This window comes from Mycobacterium sp. IDUB_19 (assembly GCF_055419445.1).
The window spans coordinates 129,808-149,385 of the sequence record NZ_JBVAXR010000002.1 but is presented as its reverse complement, the minus strand read 5'-3'; the positions used below and the strand labels follow the sequence as shown (position 1 = coordinate 149,385).

15 protein-coding genes and 2 tRNA genes are annotated in these 19,578 nt (G+C 65.3%); 2 read left to right on the top strand and 15 right to left on the bottom strand.

Annotated elements, in window-relative coordinates; genetic code table 11:
- Positions 1-4: 4 nt before the first annotated feature.
- The 15 genes from ACZY0B_RS03155 to ACZY0B_RS03085 all read right to left on the bottom strand — a co-directional run bounded on the left by ACZY0B_RS03155 (position 5) and on the right by ACZY0B_RS03085 (position 18,140).
- Positions 5-388, bottom strand: coding sequence for a DUF4233 domain-containing protein (locus ACZY0B_RS03155; protein ID WP_463762524.1), 384 nt, complete (start codon positions 386-388; stop codon positions 5-7).
- Positions 385-1,830 (bottom strand): bifunctional tetrahydrofolate synthase/dihydrofolate synthase, encoded by a 1,446-nt coding sequence (gene folC / locus ACZY0B_RS03150; RefSeq protein WP_463762523.1) that lies wholly within the window; start codon positions 1,828-1,830, stop codon positions 385-387. The genes ACZY0B_RS03155 and folC overlap by 4 nt, the downstream gene beginning before the upstream one ends.
- Positions 1,827-4,475 carry a valine--tRNA ligase gene (locus tag ACZY0B_RS03145; protein ID WP_463762522.1) on the bottom strand — a complete coding sequence of 883 codons (2,649 nt, stop codon included), beginning with the start codon at positions 4,473-4,475 and terminating at the stop codon, positions 1,827-1,829. The genes folC and ACZY0B_RS03145 overlap by 4 nt, the downstream gene beginning before the upstream one ends.
- An 84-nt stretch (positions 4,476-4,559) precedes the next feature.
- Entirely contained in the window at positions 4,560-5,165 is a 606-nt protein-coding gene (locus ACZY0B_RS03140) for a LysM peptidoglycan-binding domain-containing protein (RefSeq protein WP_463762520.1), read from the bottom strand.
- A gap of 370 nt (positions 5,166-5,535) precedes the next feature.
- Positions 5,536-6,792 carry a saccharopine dehydrogenase family protein gene (locus tag ACZY0B_RS03135; protein WP_463762518.1) on the bottom strand — a complete coding sequence of 419 codons (1,257 nt, stop codon included), beginning with the start codon at positions 6,790-6,792 and terminating at the stop codon, positions 5,536-5,538.
- A 58-nt stretch (positions 6,793-6,850) separates the two neighbouring features.
- Positions 6,851-7,867 (bottom strand): DUF4331 family protein, encoded by a 1,017-nt coding sequence (locus tag ACZY0B_RS03130; protein ID WP_463762516.1) that lies wholly within the window; start codon positions 7,865-7,867, stop codon positions 6,851-6,853.
- 137 nt (positions 7,868-8,004) lie between these two features.
- Complete coding sequence (locus ACZY0B_RS03125) at positions 8,005-8,535, bottom strand: transglycosylase family protein (RefSeq protein ID WP_463762515.1); 531 nt, start codon at positions 8,533-8,535, stop codon at positions 8,005-8,007.
- Between the two features lie 1,106 nt (positions 8,536-9,641).
- Positions 9,642-10,235: a molybdenum cofactor guanylyltransferase gene (gene mobA / locus ACZY0B_RS03120; RefSeq protein ID WP_463762514.1), complete on the bottom strand. Its 594-nt coding sequence runs from the start codon at positions 10,233-10,235 to the stop codon at positions 9,642-9,644.
- A 13-nt stretch (positions 10,236-10,248) separates the two neighbouring features.
- Positions 10,249-11,343 (bottom strand): 2-oxoacid:ferredoxin oxidoreductase subunit beta, encoded by a 1,095-nt coding sequence (locus ACZY0B_RS03115; RefSeq protein WP_463762513.1) that lies wholly within the window; start codon positions 11,341-11,343, stop codon positions 10,249-10,251.
- Positions 11,340-13,283, bottom strand: coding sequence for a 2-oxoacid:acceptor oxidoreductase subunit alpha (locus tag ACZY0B_RS03110; RefSeq protein ID WP_463762512.1), 1,944 nt, complete (start codon positions 13,281-13,283; stop codon positions 11,340-11,342). Before ACZY0B_RS03110 ends, ACZY0B_RS03115 begins: the two co-directional genes overlap by 4 nt.
- Before the next feature lie 320 nt (positions 13,284-13,603).
- Positions 13,604-14,884 (bottom strand): ATP-dependent Clp protease ATP-binding subunit ClpX, encoded by a 1,281-nt coding sequence (clpX, locus tag ACZY0B_RS03105; RefSeq protein WP_463762511.1) that lies wholly within the window; start codon positions 14,882-14,884, stop codon positions 13,604-13,606.
- Positions 14,885-15,259: 375 nt separating this feature from the next.
- Positions 15,260-15,895: an ATP-dependent CLP protease proteolytic subunit ClpP2 gene (clpP2, locus tag ACZY0B_RS03100; protein ID WP_463762510.1), complete on the bottom strand. Its 636-nt coding sequence runs from the start codon at positions 15,893-15,895 to the stop codon at positions 15,260-15,262.
- Positions 15,892-16,482: an ATP-dependent Clp protease proteolytic subunit gene (locus tag ACZY0B_RS03095; RefSeq protein ID WP_463762639.1), complete on the bottom strand. Its 591-nt coding sequence runs from the start codon at positions 16,480-16,482 to the stop codon at positions 15,892-15,894. The genes clpP2 and ACZY0B_RS03095 overlap by 4 nt, the downstream gene beginning before the upstream one ends.
- Before the next feature lie 126 nt (positions 16,483-16,608).
- Entirely contained in the window at positions 16,609-18,000 is a 1,392-nt protein-coding gene (gene tig / locus ACZY0B_RS03090) for a trigger factor (RefSeq protein WP_463762509.1), read from the bottom strand.
- A 63-nt stretch (positions 18,001-18,063) separates the two neighbouring features.
- Positions 18,064-18,140 (bottom strand) — tRNA-Pro (locus tag ACZY0B_RS03085).
- Positions 18,141-18,273: 133 nt separating this feature from the next.
- On the opposite strand from ACZY0B_RS03085, the gene ACZY0B_RS03080 reads away from it, so the two are divergent.
- Together ACZY0B_RS03080 and ACZY0B_RS03075 are read left to right on the top strand one after the other, a co-directional pair.
- Positions 18,274-18,344: transfer RNA gene (locus ACZY0B_RS03080), tRNA-Gly, on the top strand.
- A 31-nt stretch (positions 18,345-18,375) separates the two neighbouring features.
- Positions 18,376-19,566 (top strand): serine hydrolase domain-containing protein, encoded by a 1,191-nt coding sequence (locus ACZY0B_RS03075; protein ID WP_463762508.1) that lies wholly within the window; start codon positions 18,376-18,378, stop codon positions 19,564-19,566.
- The last annotated feature ends 12 nt before the right edge of the window (positions 19,567-19,578 follow it).

The window sequence follows — 19,578 nt, the reverse complement described above, 5'->3', positions numbered from 1 at the left end:
GCTCTCAGCCCGGCGGAATTCGCCCGTGCTCCTGGCGCCTGCGGACCTCGGCGCGAAAGTACGCGATCAGCAGCCACAGTCCGGTGAACAGCAGACCGATGAATCCCACACCCGGGTAGACCGCGAACCCGGCGAGGACCAGCAGTTGGACGGCCAGGTTCACCCAAATTGCCCACGGCCGGCCCTGCACCCCGCCCAGCAGGATCAGCAGCGCCGCGAGCCCGACGAGATAGCCGAGCGATACCCTGTTCAGGCCGCCGCCGACCGCGCCCACCACCGGTATCGCCAGCAGCACCACGATCGCCTCCAAGATCAGCGTCGCGGCCATCACGCCCCGGAAGCTCTTCCAGGGATCCGCGGGCGGCGGGTTCTCGTCGCTATCGGTCATTCCGGATCACGACCAAACAAGGTACGCGCGGCCCCGGCGGTGACAACCGAACCGGTGATCACCATTCCGGTGCCGGAAAACTCTTCGGCCTCGCCGCCGAACCCTTCCGAGGCGGCATCGTCGACCAGCGCAGTCGCGACGTCGATCGCGTCGCGCAGGTTCTCGGCGGTCAGTACCCGGTCGGGCCCGAACCGTTGCTGGGCCGCGAGCGCCAGTGACTCGACATCCAGTGCGCGCGGCGACCCGTTGTGGGTCACGACCACTGCATCGAACGCCGGCTCCAGCGCGGCAAGGATGCCGTCTACGTCCTTGTCGGCCATGATGCTGAGGACGCCGACGAGGTATCGGAAGTCGAATTCACCGTCCAGCGTCTGCGCCAGCGCGGCCGCTCCGGCCGGATTGTGTGCGGCGTCGATGAACACAGTGGGGGCGCTGCGCATGCGCTCCAGCCGCCCTGGGCTGGTGACGGCGGCGAAACCGGCGCGCACCGCGTTGACGTCGAGTTGCCGCTGCGCGCCGGCGCCGAAGAAGGCCTCGACTGCTGCAAGAGCCACCACCGCGTTGTGCGCCTGGTGTTCGCCGTGCAGCGGCAGGTACACATCGGAGTACACCCCGCCGAGACCCTGCAGTTGCAGCACCTGCCCGCCGATCGCGACCTGACGGCCCATCACCGCGAACTCGGAATCCTCACGCGCCACTGCTGCGTCGGCCGGAACAGATTGCGCCAGTACTACTTCCATCGCCTCGGGCAGCTGCCGCGCGATGACCGCGACGGTGTCAGGCGCGCCGTCCGGGGCTTTCGTGATGATGCCGGCCTTCTCACCGGCGATCCCGGCGAGGTCCTCACCGAGGTATTCGACATGGTCGATGCCGATCGGGGTGATGACCGCGACGGGCGCGTTGATCACGTTCGTGGCGTCCCAGCGACCGCCCATGCCCACCTCGACGACGGCAACCTCGACGGGCGCATCGGCAAAGGCCGCGAACGCCATCGCGGTCAGCACCTCGAACTTGCTCATCGCCGGACCACCGGAGGCCTGCGACTGCGCGTCGACCATCTGCACGAACGGCTCGATCTCGCGGTAGGTCGCCACGTATTGTGCTGGGCTGATTGGCTTTCCGTCGATCGCGATGCGTTCGACCGCCGACTGCAAGTGCGGGCTGGTGGTTCGGCCGGTGCGCCGGTGCAGCGCGGTCAGCAGCGCGTCGATCATTCGCACCACCGAGGTCTTGCCGTTGGTGCCCGCGACATGGATCGACGGATAGCCGAGCTGCGGCGAGCCGAGCAAGTCCATCAGGGCGCTGATACGGGTCAGGCTCGGTTCGATTTTGGTCTCGGGCCAGCGCTGGTCCAGCAGATGCTCGACCTGCAACAGAGACGCGATCTCATCCGGCGTCGGAGCCAGGCTGGTAGCCGGGCGCCAGTCGGGTTGCTCGGTCATTGCAGCCCGGCCAACCTGGTGCTGATGCGGTCGGTTTCCTCTTGGGCCAGCCGCTGACGATCGCGGATCTTGGTGACGACCTGCTCCGGCGCCTTGGCCAGGAAGTCCGCGTTGGCCAATTTGGCTGCGGTGGAAGCTAATTCCTTCTGCGCAGCTGCCAGATCCTTTTCGAGGCGACGGCGTTCGGCGGCGACGTCGATGGTGCCCGACGTGTCGAGTTCGACGACGACGGTGCCACCGCCGAGCCGCACTTCCAAGGACACCGACGCGCGGAAATCCGGACCCGGCGCGGTGAGCCACGCCAGCGAAGTGACCGCGGACACCTGAGTGCTCAGATCGCTGTCCTGGACACCGGCCAGCCGGGCCGGCACTTTCTGCCGGTCGGCCAGACCCTGGTCGCTGCGGAACCTGCGAACCTCGGTCACCAGTCGTTGCATATCGCTGACACGCTGCACGGCAACAGGATCCAGGCTGATGCCGGACGACTTCGGCCACTCGGCGATGACCAGCGACTCCTCACCCGTCAATGCCTGCCATAGTTCCTCGGTGACGAACGGGATGACCGGCTGCAGCAACCGCAGCAGCGTGTCGAGCACCGCGGCCAGCACCGCGGTGGTCTGGGTGAGCCCGTCGGCAAGTTGCACCTTGGCCACTTCGACATACCAGTCGCAGAACTCGTCCCACGCGAAGTGGTAGAGCGCCTCGCAGGCCCGGCTGAACTCGTAGCTGTCGAAAGCCGAATCTACCTCAGCGCGAACCTCTTCCAACCGTCCCAGGATCCACCGATCGGCATCGGCCAGCTCGGCGACCGGCGGCACCGGTGCCAGCTGAGCACCGTTGAGCAACGCAAACCGGGTCGCATTGAACAGCTTGGTAACGAAGTTGCGCGAGGCCCGGACCGCATCCTCTCCGACGGACAGGTCACCGCCGGGACTGGCACCCCGGGCGAGAGTGAACCGCAACGCGTCGGCGCCGAACGTCTCCAGCCAGTCCAGCGGGTCGATCACATTGCCCTTGGACTTACTCATCTTGCGGCCGAATTCGTCGCGGATGAGCCCATGCAGGAAGACGTCGGTGAACGGCACCTGCGGGCCGCGGGTGCCGCCGAGCGTGATCGCGTCGTCGCCGCCGACGAACGTGCCGAACATCATCATCCGCGCCACCCAGAAGAACAGGATGTCGTAGCCGGTCACCAAAACGCTTGTTGGGTAGAACTTTTCCAGTTCCGGAGTCCGCGACGGCCAGCCAAAGGTGGAGAACGGCCACAGTGCCGACGAGAACCAGGTGTCCAGCACGTCGGGGTCTTGCTCCCAGCCCTCCGGCGGGCTCTCGTCCGGGCCGACGCACACCTGATCGCCGTCGGGTCCGTACCAGATCGGGATGCGGTGGCCCCACCACAGCTGTCGCGAGATGCACCAGTCGTGCATGTCGTCCACCCACGCAAACCAACGCGGCTCCAGGCTGGCGGGGTGAATCACGGTGTCCCCGTTACGCACTGCGTCGCCGGCGGCTTTGGCCAGCGATTCCACCCGGACCCACCACTGCAGCGACAGCCGAGGCTCGATCGGCTCGCCGCTGCGTTCCGAGTGTCCGACGCTGTGCAGGTAAGGCCGTTTCTCCTCCACCACCCGGCCCTGGGCCGCCAGCGCCTCACGAACCGCGACGCGGGCCTCGAAGCGGTCCATGCCGTCGAATTGCGTTCCGGTGTCGACGATCCGGCCCTTGGTGTCGAGGATCGAGATCATCGGCAACTCGTGCCGCAGCCCGATCTCGAAGTCGTTCGGGTCGTGAGCGGGCGTGACTTTGACGGCGCCGGTACCGAATTCGGGGTCGACGTGCTCGTCGGCGACGATGATGAGCTGCCGGTCGATGAACGGGTGCGGCAGCGTGGTGCCGACCAGGTGGCGGTAGCGCTCGTCGTCGGGGTGCACCGCGACCGCGGTGTCGCCCAGCATCGTCTCGACCCGGGTGGTGGCGACCACGATGTGCGGTTGCGAGTCGTCCAGCGAGCCGTAGCGGAACGACACCAGTTCGCCTTCGACATCGACATAGTTGACCTCGAGGTCCGAGATCGCCGTCTGCAGCACCGGCGACCAGTTGACCAGCCGCTCAGCCTGATAGATCAGCCCGGCGTCGTAGAGCCGTTTGAATATCGTCCGCACCGCGCGCGACAGGCCCTCGTCCATCGTGAACCGGTCGCGGTCCCAGTCGACTCCGTCGCCGAGGCGCCGCATCTGGCCACCGATGGCGCCACCGGACTCACGCTTCCAGTCCCAGACCTTGTCGACGAAGAGTTCCCGGCCAAAGTCCTCTTTGGTCTTGCCGTCGACCGCGAGCTGCTTTTCCACCACGCTCTGAGTCGCGATGCCGGCGTGGTCCATCCCCGGCTGCCACAGCACCTCGTACCCCTGCATGCGCTTACGGCGCGTCAGGGCATCCATCATCGTGTGTTCCAGCGCGTGGCCCATGTGCAGGCTGCCCGTGACGTTCGGTGGCGGCAGCACGATCGAGTACCCGGGTTTTGCGCTGGCCGGGTCCGCCTTGAAGTAGCCGGCGTCCACCCACTTCTGGTAGATCGCGGTCTCCGTCGCACCGGGATCCCACGACTTGGGCAGGTCGGCGGCAGAGCTGCGGCTGGCGGTCACCGGTCAATTCTAGGAACCGCGACCGGCCCGCGTGTAAGCGCCCGAACACGCAGGTGGTCGGTCTGCCTCGGTTTTGCCCGCCGATCAGGGGAGGGTAAGCACCTGGCCGGGGCGGATCAGATCCGGATCGGTGACGCCGCTGGCGTCCGCGATCACCTGATACTTGCTGCCGTCACCGTAGAAGCGCTCCGCGATGGACCACATCGTGTCGCCGGAGACGACGGTGTAAGTGGGTGGCGTGGGCGCCGGCGCGGCGTCCGCGACGGGCTCGGACATCGGTTCCGGCACGGGCTCGGCCGTGGCGGTCGTCACATCCGCGGCGGCGGGCTCGGCAGCCGACGGCGGGGGCGGCGGACCGTCGGTCTGCGTGTGGCTGGACCACGCCGGTCCGTCAGCGGCGTAGAGCACCAGGTTGCAGTCATCCTGAAGCACGAGCCGGACGTCCTTCTTACCCTTGGTATCGGTCTGCCAGACCGGTTTGTCCGACGTGTACAGCACGAAGTTGCCGTCGCGTTGCACTTCGGCGCGCACCACATCCTGGCCATTGGTCGAGGTCGCCCACAGCGCCTCGCCCCGCGCGGCGAGCACGAGGTTGCCGTCGTCTTGCAGCGTGAGGGTATAAGCCCCATTGGGTGAGGCGAGCGATTGTCCCTTCTGCAGCTGCTGTCCTTCAGTAAGCGTGTCTGACATGGCATTTCCCTCTCGTCATCTAGCCCGGCGCGATGGCGCCGAACGCGCTTGCCGGTGCCCGATGAATGGGCGCCCACTGACTTCGGTCGGACGTGGCATACCTCCCTCGACGCAATCCAAACCATCAGAAATCGAGGACGAACCCTCCAGAAGCGCTGCGCCGCTTGGCTACTTCTTGCCGCCGAGCGGTCCGCCGAGGACGTCGCCGAGTGCGCCGCCCCTCCCACTCAGCACGCGTGAAGGATGTTGCCGAGCGACTTGTCGCCGGTGCCGCCCCGGGATCTCCACCTTGGTTGCACGGATGTTCGGGCAAGTCGACTACGACAATAGTCCCATGCAGTGCCAACCGAAAGCCGTTGCGGCAGCGGGCTTAATCCAACCGCTCGGTCCGCAGCGTCGCGCCGGCCGCAGGGAGTCGGGTCAGCAAGACATCGCCCATTGCGGCCGCGGGGGTGAGCACGCCACGCAGGTCCGAGAGCTTGTCGCGATCCAGTGCGAGCGCAAGGCCGCACTCCCCCAGCAACACCGAGGTTGCCTTGTAGCCGGGGTCGCCCTGCTGCTCCATCCTCGCGACGTAACGCGCGCCGCTCGTTGTGGTGGTGTAGGTCTCCAGCCGGTAATAGCCGCGGTCCCGCGTGCGCTCGCTCGGGCCGGTGCCGGGCTTCGGCGCGATGCGGTCCACTAGCGAGCGCGGCAGCAGCCGGAAGTAGCGACTACCTAGTTCAAACGAGGCGTTGCCGACCCCGGCCATGATGGCGGACGTCACCGGCGCCAGCGGCGACGACCCCAGGCTCATGTGTTCGCTGTAGCGGAACCGCCGACCGTATGCCCAGTCCAGTAATCCGTTGCTGCGTCGCACGATTCGGGTGTTGATCGACGACATCAAGAATCCGGCCGTCCACACACCGGACAGCTCCGGCGCGATGTAGCGACCCCGCCGCCAGGGCAGATCGGGCTGCCGGCCGAGTTCGGGTTCTGCGCCGCGATCGACGCTCAGCGTGTACGGGTCGGCGAGCTGACGGCGTGTATCAGGGTCACTCGAGGCGGCGCGCAGCACGCCTATCAACGACGCGACCGTCCCGCCGGAGAACCCACCCATCAACTTGCGCATGACGAAGTTGGTGTCACCGAGTTCGCCGGTGCCGTCGTGTTGTGCCGCCCGGTACAGCGCGTACACCGTCATGTCGGAAGGGATGGAATCGAACCCGCAGCAGTGCACAATACGGGCTCCGGTGTCGGCGGCCTGCTTGTGATGAAGGTCAATGGCCTCGCGGATGAACATCGCCTCACCGGTCAAGTCCGCGTAGTCGGTGCCCGCCGCGGCGCATGCGGCCACCAACGGCATCCCGTACTGGGCGTAGGGCCCGACTGTGGTGACGACGACCTGGGTGCGCGCGGCCATCTCATTCAGCGTCGACGGCGACGCCGCGTCGGCGCTCAGAACCGGCCAGGACTGCGCGGCCTCCCCCAGGCTGTCGCGAACGGCGCGCAACCGGTCTGTCGACCGGCCGGCCAGGGCGATCCGCGCACCGGCTGCGGCCCGTGCCAGGTATCCGGCGGTGAGCTTGCCCACGAAGCCGGTCGCTCCGTACAGCACGATGTCGAATTCACGCCCCGATGCGGTCATCGTCGCGACGGTACCCGATCGACTACGGCGGCCCGGTGGGCGCAAGCCCGCACCCCGGTCAGGGCGCGTGCGGCGGACCGAGATAGGGGAACTCGGTCAGTGTGTCGGTATGCGGCGAGAGGCCCGACGGCGGGCACTCGCCCTTGGTGAGGAACGCCAGGCGGTAGTCGATGACGTCGTCGGTGAACACCCGGCCGTTCGGGTATCGGGCCGGTTTGGCCGGATCAAAGGTCAGCATGTCCGGCAGCGTGCCCTCCTGCTCGATCGCGGCGATGGCCTCCTTGCGGTTGTAGCCGCCGGTGTGGCCCATGAGGTGGACGAACTGGTCCAGCCATCGGTTCCAGTCGTTCGGGGGCTCGCTCGCGTTGTATTCGAGTTTGGTGTCGTCGGTGTTGAAGAAGCTGCTGACCGACGGATGTCCGGCCCGGTCCACATGATTCAGTGAGCCGTTCTGACGCAAGCTGCAACGCCCCCAGAGTCGCATCGGCCCCGCCGCGCCGAGCGCGCCGGTCGGCAGCTCGATCGCCATCGAGCAGACATTGGCCTTGGTATTGGAGTCCCGGCCGGTCCATGGCGATCTGCCGCCGAGTTCGGCTAGATGAGGAGCGGTGAAGTTCCGCTTTCCGCTGATGTCGAACAGATTCTTGACGCCGTCGAAGTCGAAGAAGAAAGCATCGCTGCGAGCGCCGGCGGCGAACGTGATGTCGCCGGCGGTGGCGACATTCGGCTGCGGTCCGAACGACACCTGGACATCGGTGAAGATCTGCTCGCCCCCCGGCTCTGGCGAACGGGACTCTGCACCGTGGGCCATGAACACATCGACCGTCTGCTTGCCGTCCACCGGAGTGGAGAACACGAAACTGAACGCGACGTCGTTGATCAGGTCGCCGTCGGTATCGATCGCCAGCCGGTAGATGGCATCCGGATGCAGCGCATCGGCCTCCGGATTGGCGTTGAGGATCAGAACGGTCCGCGAGTTGTCGGTCGGCGATTGGAACGCGTACAGGTCGCACAGGTCTAGCCGCTGGTCACCTAGCGGCGGTCCCAGACTGAGGCCGGTGAAGTGGTTGGACACGTGACGGCCCCTTTCACGCCTTGCCCCGTTCGTCGTCAACCTAGCCTGTCCGCGCGCTGCGCGGTGATCAACAGAAAATGCCGGGCACCAGGCCCGGCATTTTCTGTGTCAGCTACGGCAGCAAGGCCGCCCGTTGGTCAGCCACGCCGACCGCACACCGGCCAAGCACCGATGCCCTGCGAGTGCAGCACGTTCTCGGCCACCCGGATCTGCTCCTCACGGCTCGCGCCGTTCGGGGAACCCGACCCGCCGTTGGAACGCCAGGTGCTCGGGGTGAACTGCAGACCGCCGGAGAACCCGTTCCCGGTGCTGATGCCCCAGTTGCCACCCGATTCGCACTGCGCGATGGCATCCCAGTTCACGCTGTACGCCCTAACGGGCGGAGGCGGCGGGACGTTGGGGTCAAAGCCCACCGGAGCGGGCGGCGGCGGGGCGTCCGGCCCCGGAGGCGGCGGCGGAACGTTGGGGTCAAAGCCCACCGGTGCAGGCGGCGGGGCGTCCGGCCCCGGAGGCGGCGGCGGAACGTTCGGGTCGAAGCCCGCAGGCGCCGCGGGCGCGTCGGGAGCCGGAGGCGGCGGGGGCACTTCCGCGCTGGCGCTGGCGGACGGAAGCGTCACCAGCGATCCCGTGATCGCAGCGAGGATGAGCGTCTTACGGACGTTGTTCAATGTGTTCCTTTCGCGGTGCGCGCGCGCCAAAGCAAACCCACCGAGGTGGGTTTAGGTACTTCGTGATGTGGAAATGGGTGCTCTGGGACGTGCCGTCTCGTTTCGGCACGGCAGCGAGGGCATGATCTGCCCAGCGGGTCAAAAGCCGCTGGCTGCCGGATGACCATCGCCACCCGCAGCCCCGCTCACACACGGGTCCGTGGATTAAATTTTATTAACCCCTTTCGGGCTAAAAGGCACCGTACGAGACTGGCGCGCTCACGTCATATCCGACACGCCGATATCTCGGAACAATAACGAGCAGATCACGGTGCGAGCGGCGAAATATTCTTGCAGGTCAACCGCGCCTTTTCTTTGTAAACTCACAGGTCAAGATCAAGACACAATCGTGACTCGAATCACGCACATTTTGTGAGCTGGGCCACGCATTTGCCATGCAGCTAAATGCCCGTCCGGTTGACTTTCGTCAAGGCCCGCTCGGAACCGATCGCCCGCACGACAAGCCGGTTTCTCGATCGGTTCACCTGCGGCCGGATCGACCGCAATACACCTATGACTACCAGCCCAAACATGCCTAGCAGCAACATCATTCGGCCACATCGACCATGGATGTCCGAGCTGAACTCGTTAGCATCGTGTAAACATGTCCCGGCCAACGTTTCGAGCGAGTTACACAGTGCTTCAAAGGCTTTAGCCGGATTCACGCGCTGAAGAACCCCACTGGGCCGCCGTGCGACACGACCCACCCCCACCGACACGACCGCGTACGCCGCCCCACCCACATTTGCGCAAAACAATTTGCTGAGGAAATTTCCATAGCCAGTTCAATGGGTCGCACGGCGGCATCACCCACCCGCGAGGCCGGCACCCGCCCGTCAGGCGCTCGAAATCCCCTCTGCCCCAACGAAATCCAGACCACAACGGTCGCCTCAGTCCGAAATTATTCGCAGTGAGCTCGCAATGACCGGACGATCGACAACAGCAAATAACGAAAATGAATAAACAATCGGCTAACGAGTCCCGAAAATAAGCGGAGTGTGTAAACCGAGAAAATGCAAGGACCGGAAGAACTAATTCAAAGGGCGGCGAAAGTCGCCGATGGCCTTTCAGGCTCCGGGCTGCACCAGGGCGCGGAACTCGGAGTCGGTGTTGACGTTGGTCAACGCACGCGAGTCCGGCAGCACGATCTGCTGGGCGTCGGAAGCATCGATCAGGGCGCTCATTTTGCGCTCACCGGCGGCCACCAGCGCGTCGATCCGCTCGGCCAGATCGGTGCGGTACACCGCGGCCAGGTAGTGGCTGCGCCCATCCCACGGCAACACCACTTCGGCGTCGGTCTTGATGGCGAGCTGCATCAGCTCGTCGATCAATTCGGCTGCCAGCAGCGGCATGTCGACCGCGCAGACGAACGCGTACTGTGCGCCCGCTTCCGCGGCCGCACGCAGACCTCGCCCGGTCGCGGGCAACGGTCCCAGTCCCTGTATCTCGTCGCGGATGACGCGCGCCTCCAGCTGGGGCAGCGGTTGGCCCGGGGCGGCGACGACGAATACCGGTTCGCAACGCGCAGCGACGACGCCGACGACATATTCGACCAGCGTGCCTACTCCTCCAGGACCCGGCAAGGTGGCCTTGTCGCGGCCCATACGCCGCGATTCGCCTCCGGCGAGCACTATTGCGGCCAATGACACTGCATCGGACACGAACGCCAGCCCCTTAGTCGACGGTCCAGGTGTCACGCCCGCGCAAAAGTGACTGCAGCGCGGCCGCGTCGAACGGAGTTGCGGCCCGGGCCGCGGCGACCTGAGCGCGGGCGGCGTCGTCGTATGTGGGCCGGGCGATGTCCCGGAAGATACCCAGCACGGTGTGATCGAGGTTTTGATCCGACAGCCGCGACAGCGCAAACGCGTAGGCCGGGTCGTCGGCGTGCGCGTCGTGCTTGACGATCTCCTCGACTGAAACGTCGGCGGTCTTGGCGACTTCGAGGCTGAAGCCGGACTTCACCACGCAGTATTCGCCGTTGGCGCCGAACACAATCGGGTCGCCGTCACGGACGTTGATCACGTGGTCCTCGGCGCCCTCTTTGCGCAGCGCGTCGAACGAGCCGTCGTTGAAAATCGGGCAGTCCTGCAGGATTTCGACCACCGCGGCGCCACGGTGCTCGGCGGCACCGCGCAACACCTCGGTCAGCCCGGCGCGGTCGGAGTCCAGCGCGCGACCGACGAAGGTCGCCTCGGCGCCCAGCGCGAGCGATACCGGGTTGAACGGGTGATCCAGCGAACCCATCGGCGTCGACTTGGTGACCTTGCCGACCTCTGACGTCGGCGAGTACTGGCCCTTGGTCAGCCCGTAGATCCGGTTGTTGAACAACAGGATCGTGATGTTGACGTTGCGGCGCAACGCGTGGATCAGGTGGTTGCCGCCGATCGACAAGGCGTCGCCGTCACCGGTGACCACCCAGACCGACAGGTCCTCGCGGGACAGCGCCAGGCCGGTCGCGATCGCCGGCGCACGCCCGTGGATCGAGTGGAACCCGTAGGTCTCCAGGTAATAGGGGAACCGGCTGGAGCAGCCGATACCGCTGATGAACACGATGTTCTCGCGACGCAGCCCGAGGTCGGGCAGGAAGTTGCGGATGGTGTTGAGGATGACGTAGTCGCCGCAACCCGGGCACCAGCGGACCTCTTGGTCACTGGTGAAGTCCTTGCCCTTCTGTGGCTGATCCGTGGTGGGCACGCCGTCGTTTTTCTTCAGCCTCGGAGTCAAGCCGAGGTCTGTGCCCGTCAGGTCGCCAGCGATCCCGCTTGTCATGCGTTAGCTCCAACCGTTGCTGCCGCCATTCTGGCGACCATCGCTTTGTCTTGCTCGATTTCGGCCAGTGTCCCGGCCAGTGCGGCGCGGATGACCCGTCCCACCTCGTCGGCGAGGAAGGCAAGACCGTGCACCTTGGTGACCGATTGCACGTCAACCAGGTACTTGGCGCGCAGCAGCATCGCCAACTGACCCAGGTTCATCTCCGGTGCCACCACCTTCGGGTAACGCCGTAACACGTCGCCGAGGTTGGCGGGGAAGGGATTGAGATAACGCAGGTGGGCATGGGCGACCTTGATGCCCTTGCGCCGCGCACGCCGGCAGGCCTCACCGATCGGGCCGTACGAGCTGCCCCAGCCGATCAGCAGCAGCTCGGCATCCCCGGTCGGATCGTCGACTTCCAGGTCGGGCACCGTGATGCCGTCAATCTTGGCCTGGCGTATCCGGACCATCAGGTCGTGGTTGACCGGCTCGTAAGAGATGGCACCCGAGCCGTTCGCGGCTTCCAGGCCGCCGATCCGGTGTTCCAGCCCGGGCGTGCCCGGCACGGCGAACTGGCGGGCCAGCGTCTCCGGGTCGCGCGCATAGGGCTGGAAGGGCTCGTCTGGCTTGGCGAAGGCGTGTGTGATCGGCTGCAGCGAACCGACGTCCGGGATCTGCCACGGCTCCGAGCCGTTGGCAATTGCGCCGTCGGACAACAGGATCACCGGCGTGTGGTACGACACCGCGATGCGCACCGCCTCGAGAGCGGTTTCAAAGCAGTCCGACGGCGACCGCGGCGCCAGCACCGCCACCGGCGACTCTCCATTGCGGCCGAACAGCGCCTGCAGCAGGTCGGCCTGCTCGGTCTTGGTGGGCAAACCGGTCGACGGCCCGCCCCGTTGCACGTCGATAACCAGCAGCGGCAGTTCGGTCATCACGGCCAGGCCGAGCGCTTCGGACTTCAGCGAGATACCCGGCCCGGAGGTGCTGGTGACGCCCAGCGCGCCGCCGTAGGAGGCGCCGATCGCGGCGCAGATGCCGCCGATCTCGTCCTCGGCCTGGAAGGTGATCACATTGAAGTTCTTGTGTTTGGACAGCTCGTGCAGGATGTCCGAGGCCGGCGTGATCGGATAGCTGCCGAGCAAGACCTGAATGCCGGCGAGCTGACCGGCGGCCACGATGCCGTAAGCCAGCGCGGTGTTGCCGGAGATCTGGCGGTATTCGCCGGTGGGCAAGGTCGCCCGGGAGACCTCATAGGTGGTGCCGAAAGCCTCGGTGGTTTCGCCGTAGTTCCACCCCGCTTTGAGGGCGAGCACGTTGGCCTCAGCGATGTCGGGCTTGCGGGCGAACTTCTCCCGGATGAAGGTCTCGCTGGTCTGGATCGGTCGCCCGTACATCCACGACAACAGACCCAGCGCGAACATGTTCTTGGCCCGCTGACCGTCTTTCTTGGACGCGCCGATCGTCTCGACGGCGCCGAGCGTCAGCGTGGTCATCGCAACGGAATGCACAACATAATCGGTCAGCTCGTCGGTCTCCAGCGGGTTTGCTACGTAACCCACCTTCGTCAGGTTGCGTTTGGTGAATTCGTCGGAATTCGCGATCACCATTCCGCCGCGGGGCAGGTCGTCGATGTTGGCCTTCAACGCGGCCGGGTTCATCGCGACGAGCACGTCGGGCCGGTCGCCGGCGGTCAGGATGTCGTAGTCGGCGATTTGAATCTGGAAGGACGAGACTCCGGGCAATGTGCCTGCGGGGGCACGGATCTCGGCGGGATAGTTCGGCTGAGTCGCGAGGTCGTTGCCGAAGAGCGCGGCCTCCGAGGTGAATCGGTCACCGGTGAGCTGCATACCGTCACCGGAGTCGCCGGCGAATCGGATGACGACCTGTTCCAGACGCTTACGGTCCGACGAGCCGCGATGGGAATCTGACCCGGCTCCGCTGCCGTTCGGATCCACGTCTCCGCCTTCCATTTGTTAACCGGACAGGCACTCTGCCGAAGCTTCAGGTTACGCGCCGTCAAAGGGAGTCCCAGGCCCACACGTTTGTATGAGACTGGTAGTACCAATTATTGCACTCGTTTTCGGTTCAGAAGGACGTCTCCGGCCGCGCGTACTTACCAATAGCTTAGGCAAAACACGAGATCAACGCGTCCTACTGATGAGTACGACACAAAACTGTGGTATTGGTCACGCTGTCGTGAGACAGATTCGCATGCTGCAAACGATCGTCATCCGCGAGCACCTACGACACATACCCGACCGTGCAGGGTGCCGGCTTACGCGCTCTTGTCGCGGCGCTCGCTACGCGACGGCTTGCGCGGCACGATCGTCGGCAGCACGTTGTCCTGCACCGTCTCCTTGGTCACGACCACCTTGGCGACGTCGTCGCGGCTGGGGATGTCGTACATCACCGGCAGCAGGACCTCTTCCATGATGGCGCGCAAGCCACGTGCACCGGTGCCGCGGTGGATCGCCTGGTCGGCGATCGCCTCGAGCGCGTCGTCGGTGAACTCCAGCTCGACGCCGTCCATCTCGAACAGGCGGGTGTACTGCTTGACCAGAGCGTTCTTCGGCTCGGACAGGATCTTCACCAAAGAATCCATGTCCAGGTTGGTGACCGAAGCAACGACCGGGAGCCGGCCGATGAACTCGGGGATCAGGCCGAACTTGATCAGATCCTCGGGCATCACATCGGCGAAGTGATCCGTCGTGTCGATCTCAGCCTTCGAGCGCACCTCGGCACCGAAGCCCAGGCCGCGCTTGCCGACGCGCTCGTAGATGATCTTCTCCAGCCCGGCGAACGCACCCGCGACGATGAACAACACGTTGGTGGTGTCGATCTGGATGAACTCTTGGTGCGGGTGCTTGCGACCGCCCTGCGGAGGAACCGAAGCCTGAGTGCCCTCCAGGATTTTCAGCAGGGCCTGCTGCACGCCCTCACCGGAGACGTCGCGAGTGATCGACGGGTTCTCGCTCTTACGGGCGATCTTGTCGACCTCGTCGATGTAGATGATGCCGGTCTCGGCGCGCTTCACGTCGTAGTCGGCGGCCTGGATCAGCTTGAGCAGAATGTTCTCGACGTCCTCACCGACATAACCGGCCTCGGTCAGTGCGGTGGCGTCCGCGATGGCGAACGGCACGTTGAGCATCTTGGCCAGGGTCTGGGCCAGGTAGGTCTTGCCGCAGCCGGTGGGGCCGAGCATCAGAATGTTGGACTTGGTCAGCTCGACCGGTTCATACCGGGAGTCACGGCTCTTCTCGCCGGCCTGAATCCGCTTGTAGTGGTTGTAGACCGCGACCGCCAGCGTCCGCTTGGCGGTGTCCTGCCCGATGACGTATCCCTCCAGGAACTCCCGGATCTCAGCGGGCTTGGGCAGTTCGTCAAGCTTGACGTCGTCGGCGTCAGCAAGCTCCTCTTCGATGATCTCGTTACAAAGATCAATGCACTCATCGCAGATGTAGACACCCGGGCCCGCAATGAGTTTCTTGACCTGCTTCTGACTCTTTCCGCAGAACGAGCACTTCAGCAGATCACCGCCGTCTCCGATGCGTGCCATGTGCCTAAGTGCCTACTTCCTGTTCGCCGTACGCCTTAACGTGCCGCATGTAGTCCCCCCGACGCTACCCGCTGGATCGCGGCCGCCGCGACCATTAGCGCCGAATCGCGTCGGTGGTATTCATGCCTGTCCGAAAACATATAGCCGAACACCCCCAGTCGCTGGCTGAGACGCGCTTTCCGTGTCTTTGGCGTGTCGCGGTCGTAACCCGACCGACGCCGGTTTCGCCATACGGGCTGGTGGCCAGGCCACCACCCTACAGGGGCTGTGTGGGATTGGCTGTGGGAATTTTCGGGCCCGCCGAATCCGTGCTGATCAGCGACGGCGGCCTGGCCACCGAGTTGGAAACGCGCTGGCGGCCGTCGCCGAAAGCCCTTAGGCGGTCTGGGCCGAAAGCTTCCGGTACTCCAGAACGGTGTCGATGATCCCGTAACCCTTGGCCTCTTCCGCGGTCAGGATCTTGTCCCGGTCGGTGTCCTTGCGGATCGTCGCGGCGTCCTTGCCGGTGTGGTGGGCCAGCGTCGTCTCCATCAGCGTGCGCATCCGCTCGATCTCGGCGGCCTGGATCTCCAGGTCGGAGAACTGGCCCTGGATCACGCCGGACAGGGAAGGCTGGTGGATCAGCACGCGCGCGTTGGGCAGCGCCATCCGCTTGCCCGGCGTGCCGGCGGCCAGCAGCACCGCCGCGGCCGAGGCGGCCTGGCCGAGACACACCGTCTGAATGTCAGCCCGCACGTACTGCATCGTGTCGTAGATGGCCATCAGTGAGGTGAACCCGCCACCCGGGGAGTTGATGTACATGGTGATGTCGCGGTCGGGATCCAGCGACTCCAGCACCAACAGCTGGGCCATGATGTCGTTGGCGGACGCGTCGTCAACCTGGACGCCGAGGAAGATGATGCGTTCCTCGAAAAGCTTGTTGTAGGGGTTGGATTCCTTGACGCCGAAGCTGGAGTGCTCGATGAACGACGGCAGGATGTAGCGCGCCTGGGGTTGGGTTTCGCGGTTCATCGGGCTTCTCCATTGGTGATGTGGGCGGCGCGGGTGATGATGTGGTCGACGAAGCCGTAGTCCAGGGCCTCTGGCGCAGTGAACCAGCGGTCGCGGTCGGAGTCGGCCTCGATGCGCTCGATCGACTGGCCGGTGAACTCCGCGTTGAGCCGGAACATTTCCTTCTTAATGACGTGGAACTGCTCGGCCTGGATGGCGATGTCGGCCGCGCTGCCGGTCACCCCGCCTAGTGGCTGGTGCATCAGGACGCGGGCGTGCGGCAGCGCGTAGCGCTTGCCCTTGGTGCCCGCCGCCAACAGGAACTCACCCATCGAGGCGGCCATGCCCATCGCGTAGGTGGCGATGTCGCAGGGCGCCAGCACCATCGTGTCGTAGATCGCCATCCCCGCGCTGATCGATCCGCCCGGGGAGTTGATGTAGAGGTTGATGTCCTTGTCACCGTCCTCGGCGGCGAGCAGCAGAATCTGCGCGCACAACCGGTTGGCGACCTCGTCGTTCACCTCCGAGCCCAGAAAGATGATGCGCTCGGAGAGCAAGCGCTCATAAACGGAGTCCGTGAGGTTGAGACCCACCGAGTTCGAACGCATGTCAGTCACGACCGGGTTACCTGCTTTCTTTCAGATCTGTACTCACGACACTAACCAACCCAGCCCGCGGTTTCGCGGCCACGCACCCCTGAAACGGGCGCGTTCGCTGACAGCTTCACGGCTGGGTCATCCCTCGCCGGACTCATCGGCCGCGTCGTCGCCGTCGTCCGAATCCTCGGCAGCGGCGTCATCCTTCGAGCGGTCCGGGAAGAACTCGCTCGTGTCGATGGTGTTGCCGTCGGTATCGGTGACCGTCGCCTTCGAGACCACCGCGGCGATCGCCAGACCGCGCCGCACGTCGGCGAACATGGCCGGAAGCTGATTGTTTTCCTGCAGGTAGGCGAAGAGCTGCTGCGGCTCGATGCCGTATTGCCGCGACGTCGCCACCAGCCGCTCGGTCAGGTCGTCCTGGCCGACCTGGACCTCCAGTTCGTCGGCCAGCGCGTCGAACAACAGCTGCCGTTGGACGTCCTTCTCTACCGCGCTGCGCGTCTCGGTTTCGAACTCCTCGCGCGTCTTGCCCTGCTGGGCCAGCACCTCTTCGAACTTGGCTTCGTCGTGGTTGACGCTGTCGATGGCGCCGTGGACGGCGCTGTCGAATTGCTCCTGGACGATGCCCTCCGGCAGCGGCACGTCGACCTGCTCGAGCAGAGCGGCCATCGCGGCTTCCTGGATCTTGCCCGCTTGCTCGGCGCGCTTGAGGTTGCCCACCTGGTCGCGCAGGTTGCTGCGCAATTCGTCGATGGTGTCGAATTCGCTTGCCAATTGCGCGAATTCGTCATCGGGTTCCGGCAGTTCGCGTTGCTTGATCGTCTTGACGGTTACGGTGACCTGCGCATCTTGGCCGGCGTGTTCGCCGGTCGCCAGCTTGGTGGTGAATTCCTTGGACTCGTCGACGGACAGGCCGACGAGCGCATCGTCGAGACCCTCGATGAGCCGGCCGGAGCCAACCTCATGCGATAGCCCCTGCGCGGCGGCGTTCGGGATCTCCACACCGTCGATGGTCGCCGACAAGTCGATCGACACGAAGTCGCCGTCGGCCACCGGACGATCGACTCCGGTCAGGGTGCCGAACCGGGCACGCAAGGACTGCAGCTCGGCATCGACGTCGTCGTCGCCGACCTCGATCGGGTCCACCGACACCTTCAGCGCGCTGAGGTCGGGCAGGGTGATCGTGGGGCGGACGTCGACCTCGGCGGTGAATGCGAGGTCCTCGCCGTACTCCTTCTTGGTCACCTCGATTTCGGGCCGGCCGATCGGGTGTACTTCGGTCTCGCTGACCGCTTGTCCATACCTGGTGGGCAGCGCCTCGCTGACGACCTGGTCGAGCATCTCCTCCCGGCCGAAGCGGGCCTCCAGCAACTTCATCGGCACCTTGCCGGGACGGAATCCGGGCATCCGGACCTGCTTGGCCAGCTCCTTGTAGGCACGCTGGAAGTCAGGCTCGAGTTCGGTGAAAGGCACCTCCACGTTGATGCGCACCCGGGTGGGGCTCAACTGCTCGACGCTGCTCTTCACGGGTGTGCTCCTCGTTCTATGGTTTCGGTGGCCTTGCGAACCAGCCGGGTTGCGGCGCGGTGCTGGTCGGGGTGACAGGATTTGAACCTGCGGCCTTCCGCTCCCAAAGCGGATGCGCTACCAAGCTGCGCTACACCCCGCGCTGACCTCGCGATCCTACGGCCCGACCACTCCGGCTTCGAAACGACCTCAAGACCTCACAAAGCCGTCACAAATCCGCTTCGATTAGATTTGATCTTCGCCGCCAGATAAAGTCTCGCTCGACTAATGCATGCGGGCGTAGCTCAATGGTAGAGCCCTAGTCTTCCAAACTAGCTACGCGGGTTCGATTCCCGTCGCCCGCTCGGGGTAAGTAGTGCTCCACAGAAAGGCGCCATGAGCGACCTGAAAACAGACGTGGACATTAAAGGCTCATGCACGGCGGACTTCATCGGAGTGCGCGACGCGTTCGCGCGTAACTTTGCCCAGCTCAACGAGACGGGCGCGGCCGTGGCCGTATGGGTCGACGGGGACCTCGTCGTCAACCTCTGGGGTGGCTGGGCCGACGCGGACGCCACTCGACCCTGGCGGCAAAGCACCTTGACCACCGTGCTGTCCGGCACCAAAGGGCTTTCGGCCACCTGTCTCCATCAACTCGCCGATCGCGGTGAGGTGGACCTGCACGCCCCGATCAAGCGCTACTGGCCCGAATTCGGGCAGGCCGGCAAGGAAGACATCACGCTGGCCATGGTGATGAGCCACCGGTCCGGCGTTATCGGGCCACGCACCCCGATGAGTTGGCAACAGGTCACCAACTGGGACTACGTCTGCGAGCAACTGACAATCGCCGAACCCTGGTGGGAGCCGGGCACCGCCCAGGGCTATCACATGACCACCTTCGGCTTTATCGTCGGCGAGGTCTTTCGCCGGGTGACGGGCCGCACGATCGGCCAGTACCTGCGCACCGAGATCGCCGAACCACTGGGCGCCGACGTCCACATCGGCTTGACCGACGCCGACCAGCTCCGCTGCGCCGAACGGGTGAACAAGCCGCACATGCGCGACCTGCTGACGCACATCCCCAGCGACCCAACCAGCTTGGACGACCACCCCAAGGCAGGGCTCGCGGTCGCGATGGGCTTCGCCCCGGATGACGAGGTCAGCTCGTACGACCTCGACCTGTGGCGCCGGCTCGAGTTCCCCGGCACCAACGGTCAGGTGTCCGCCTTGGGCCTGGCGACCTTCTACAACGCGCTCGCCCAAGAGAAGCTGCTCAGCCGCGAGCACATGGACCTGATCCGGGTGTCGCAGGGCGGCTTCGAGCCCGACCTGGTGCTCGGCCCCCGGGTGGCCGACCACGGCTGGGGGCTGGGCTACATGCTCAACCAGCGTTGTATCAACGGCCCCAACCCGCGGATCTTCGGCCACGGCGGGCTGGGCGGCTCGTTCGGATTCGTCGACCTGGAGCACCGCATCGGCTACGCCTACGTGGCGAATCGCTTCGACGCCACCAAGTCCAACGCGGACCCCCGCAGCCTGGCGCTGAGCAACGAGGTCTACGCCGTGCTGGGCGTCGACGTCTCCTGACCGGCAGGGCGC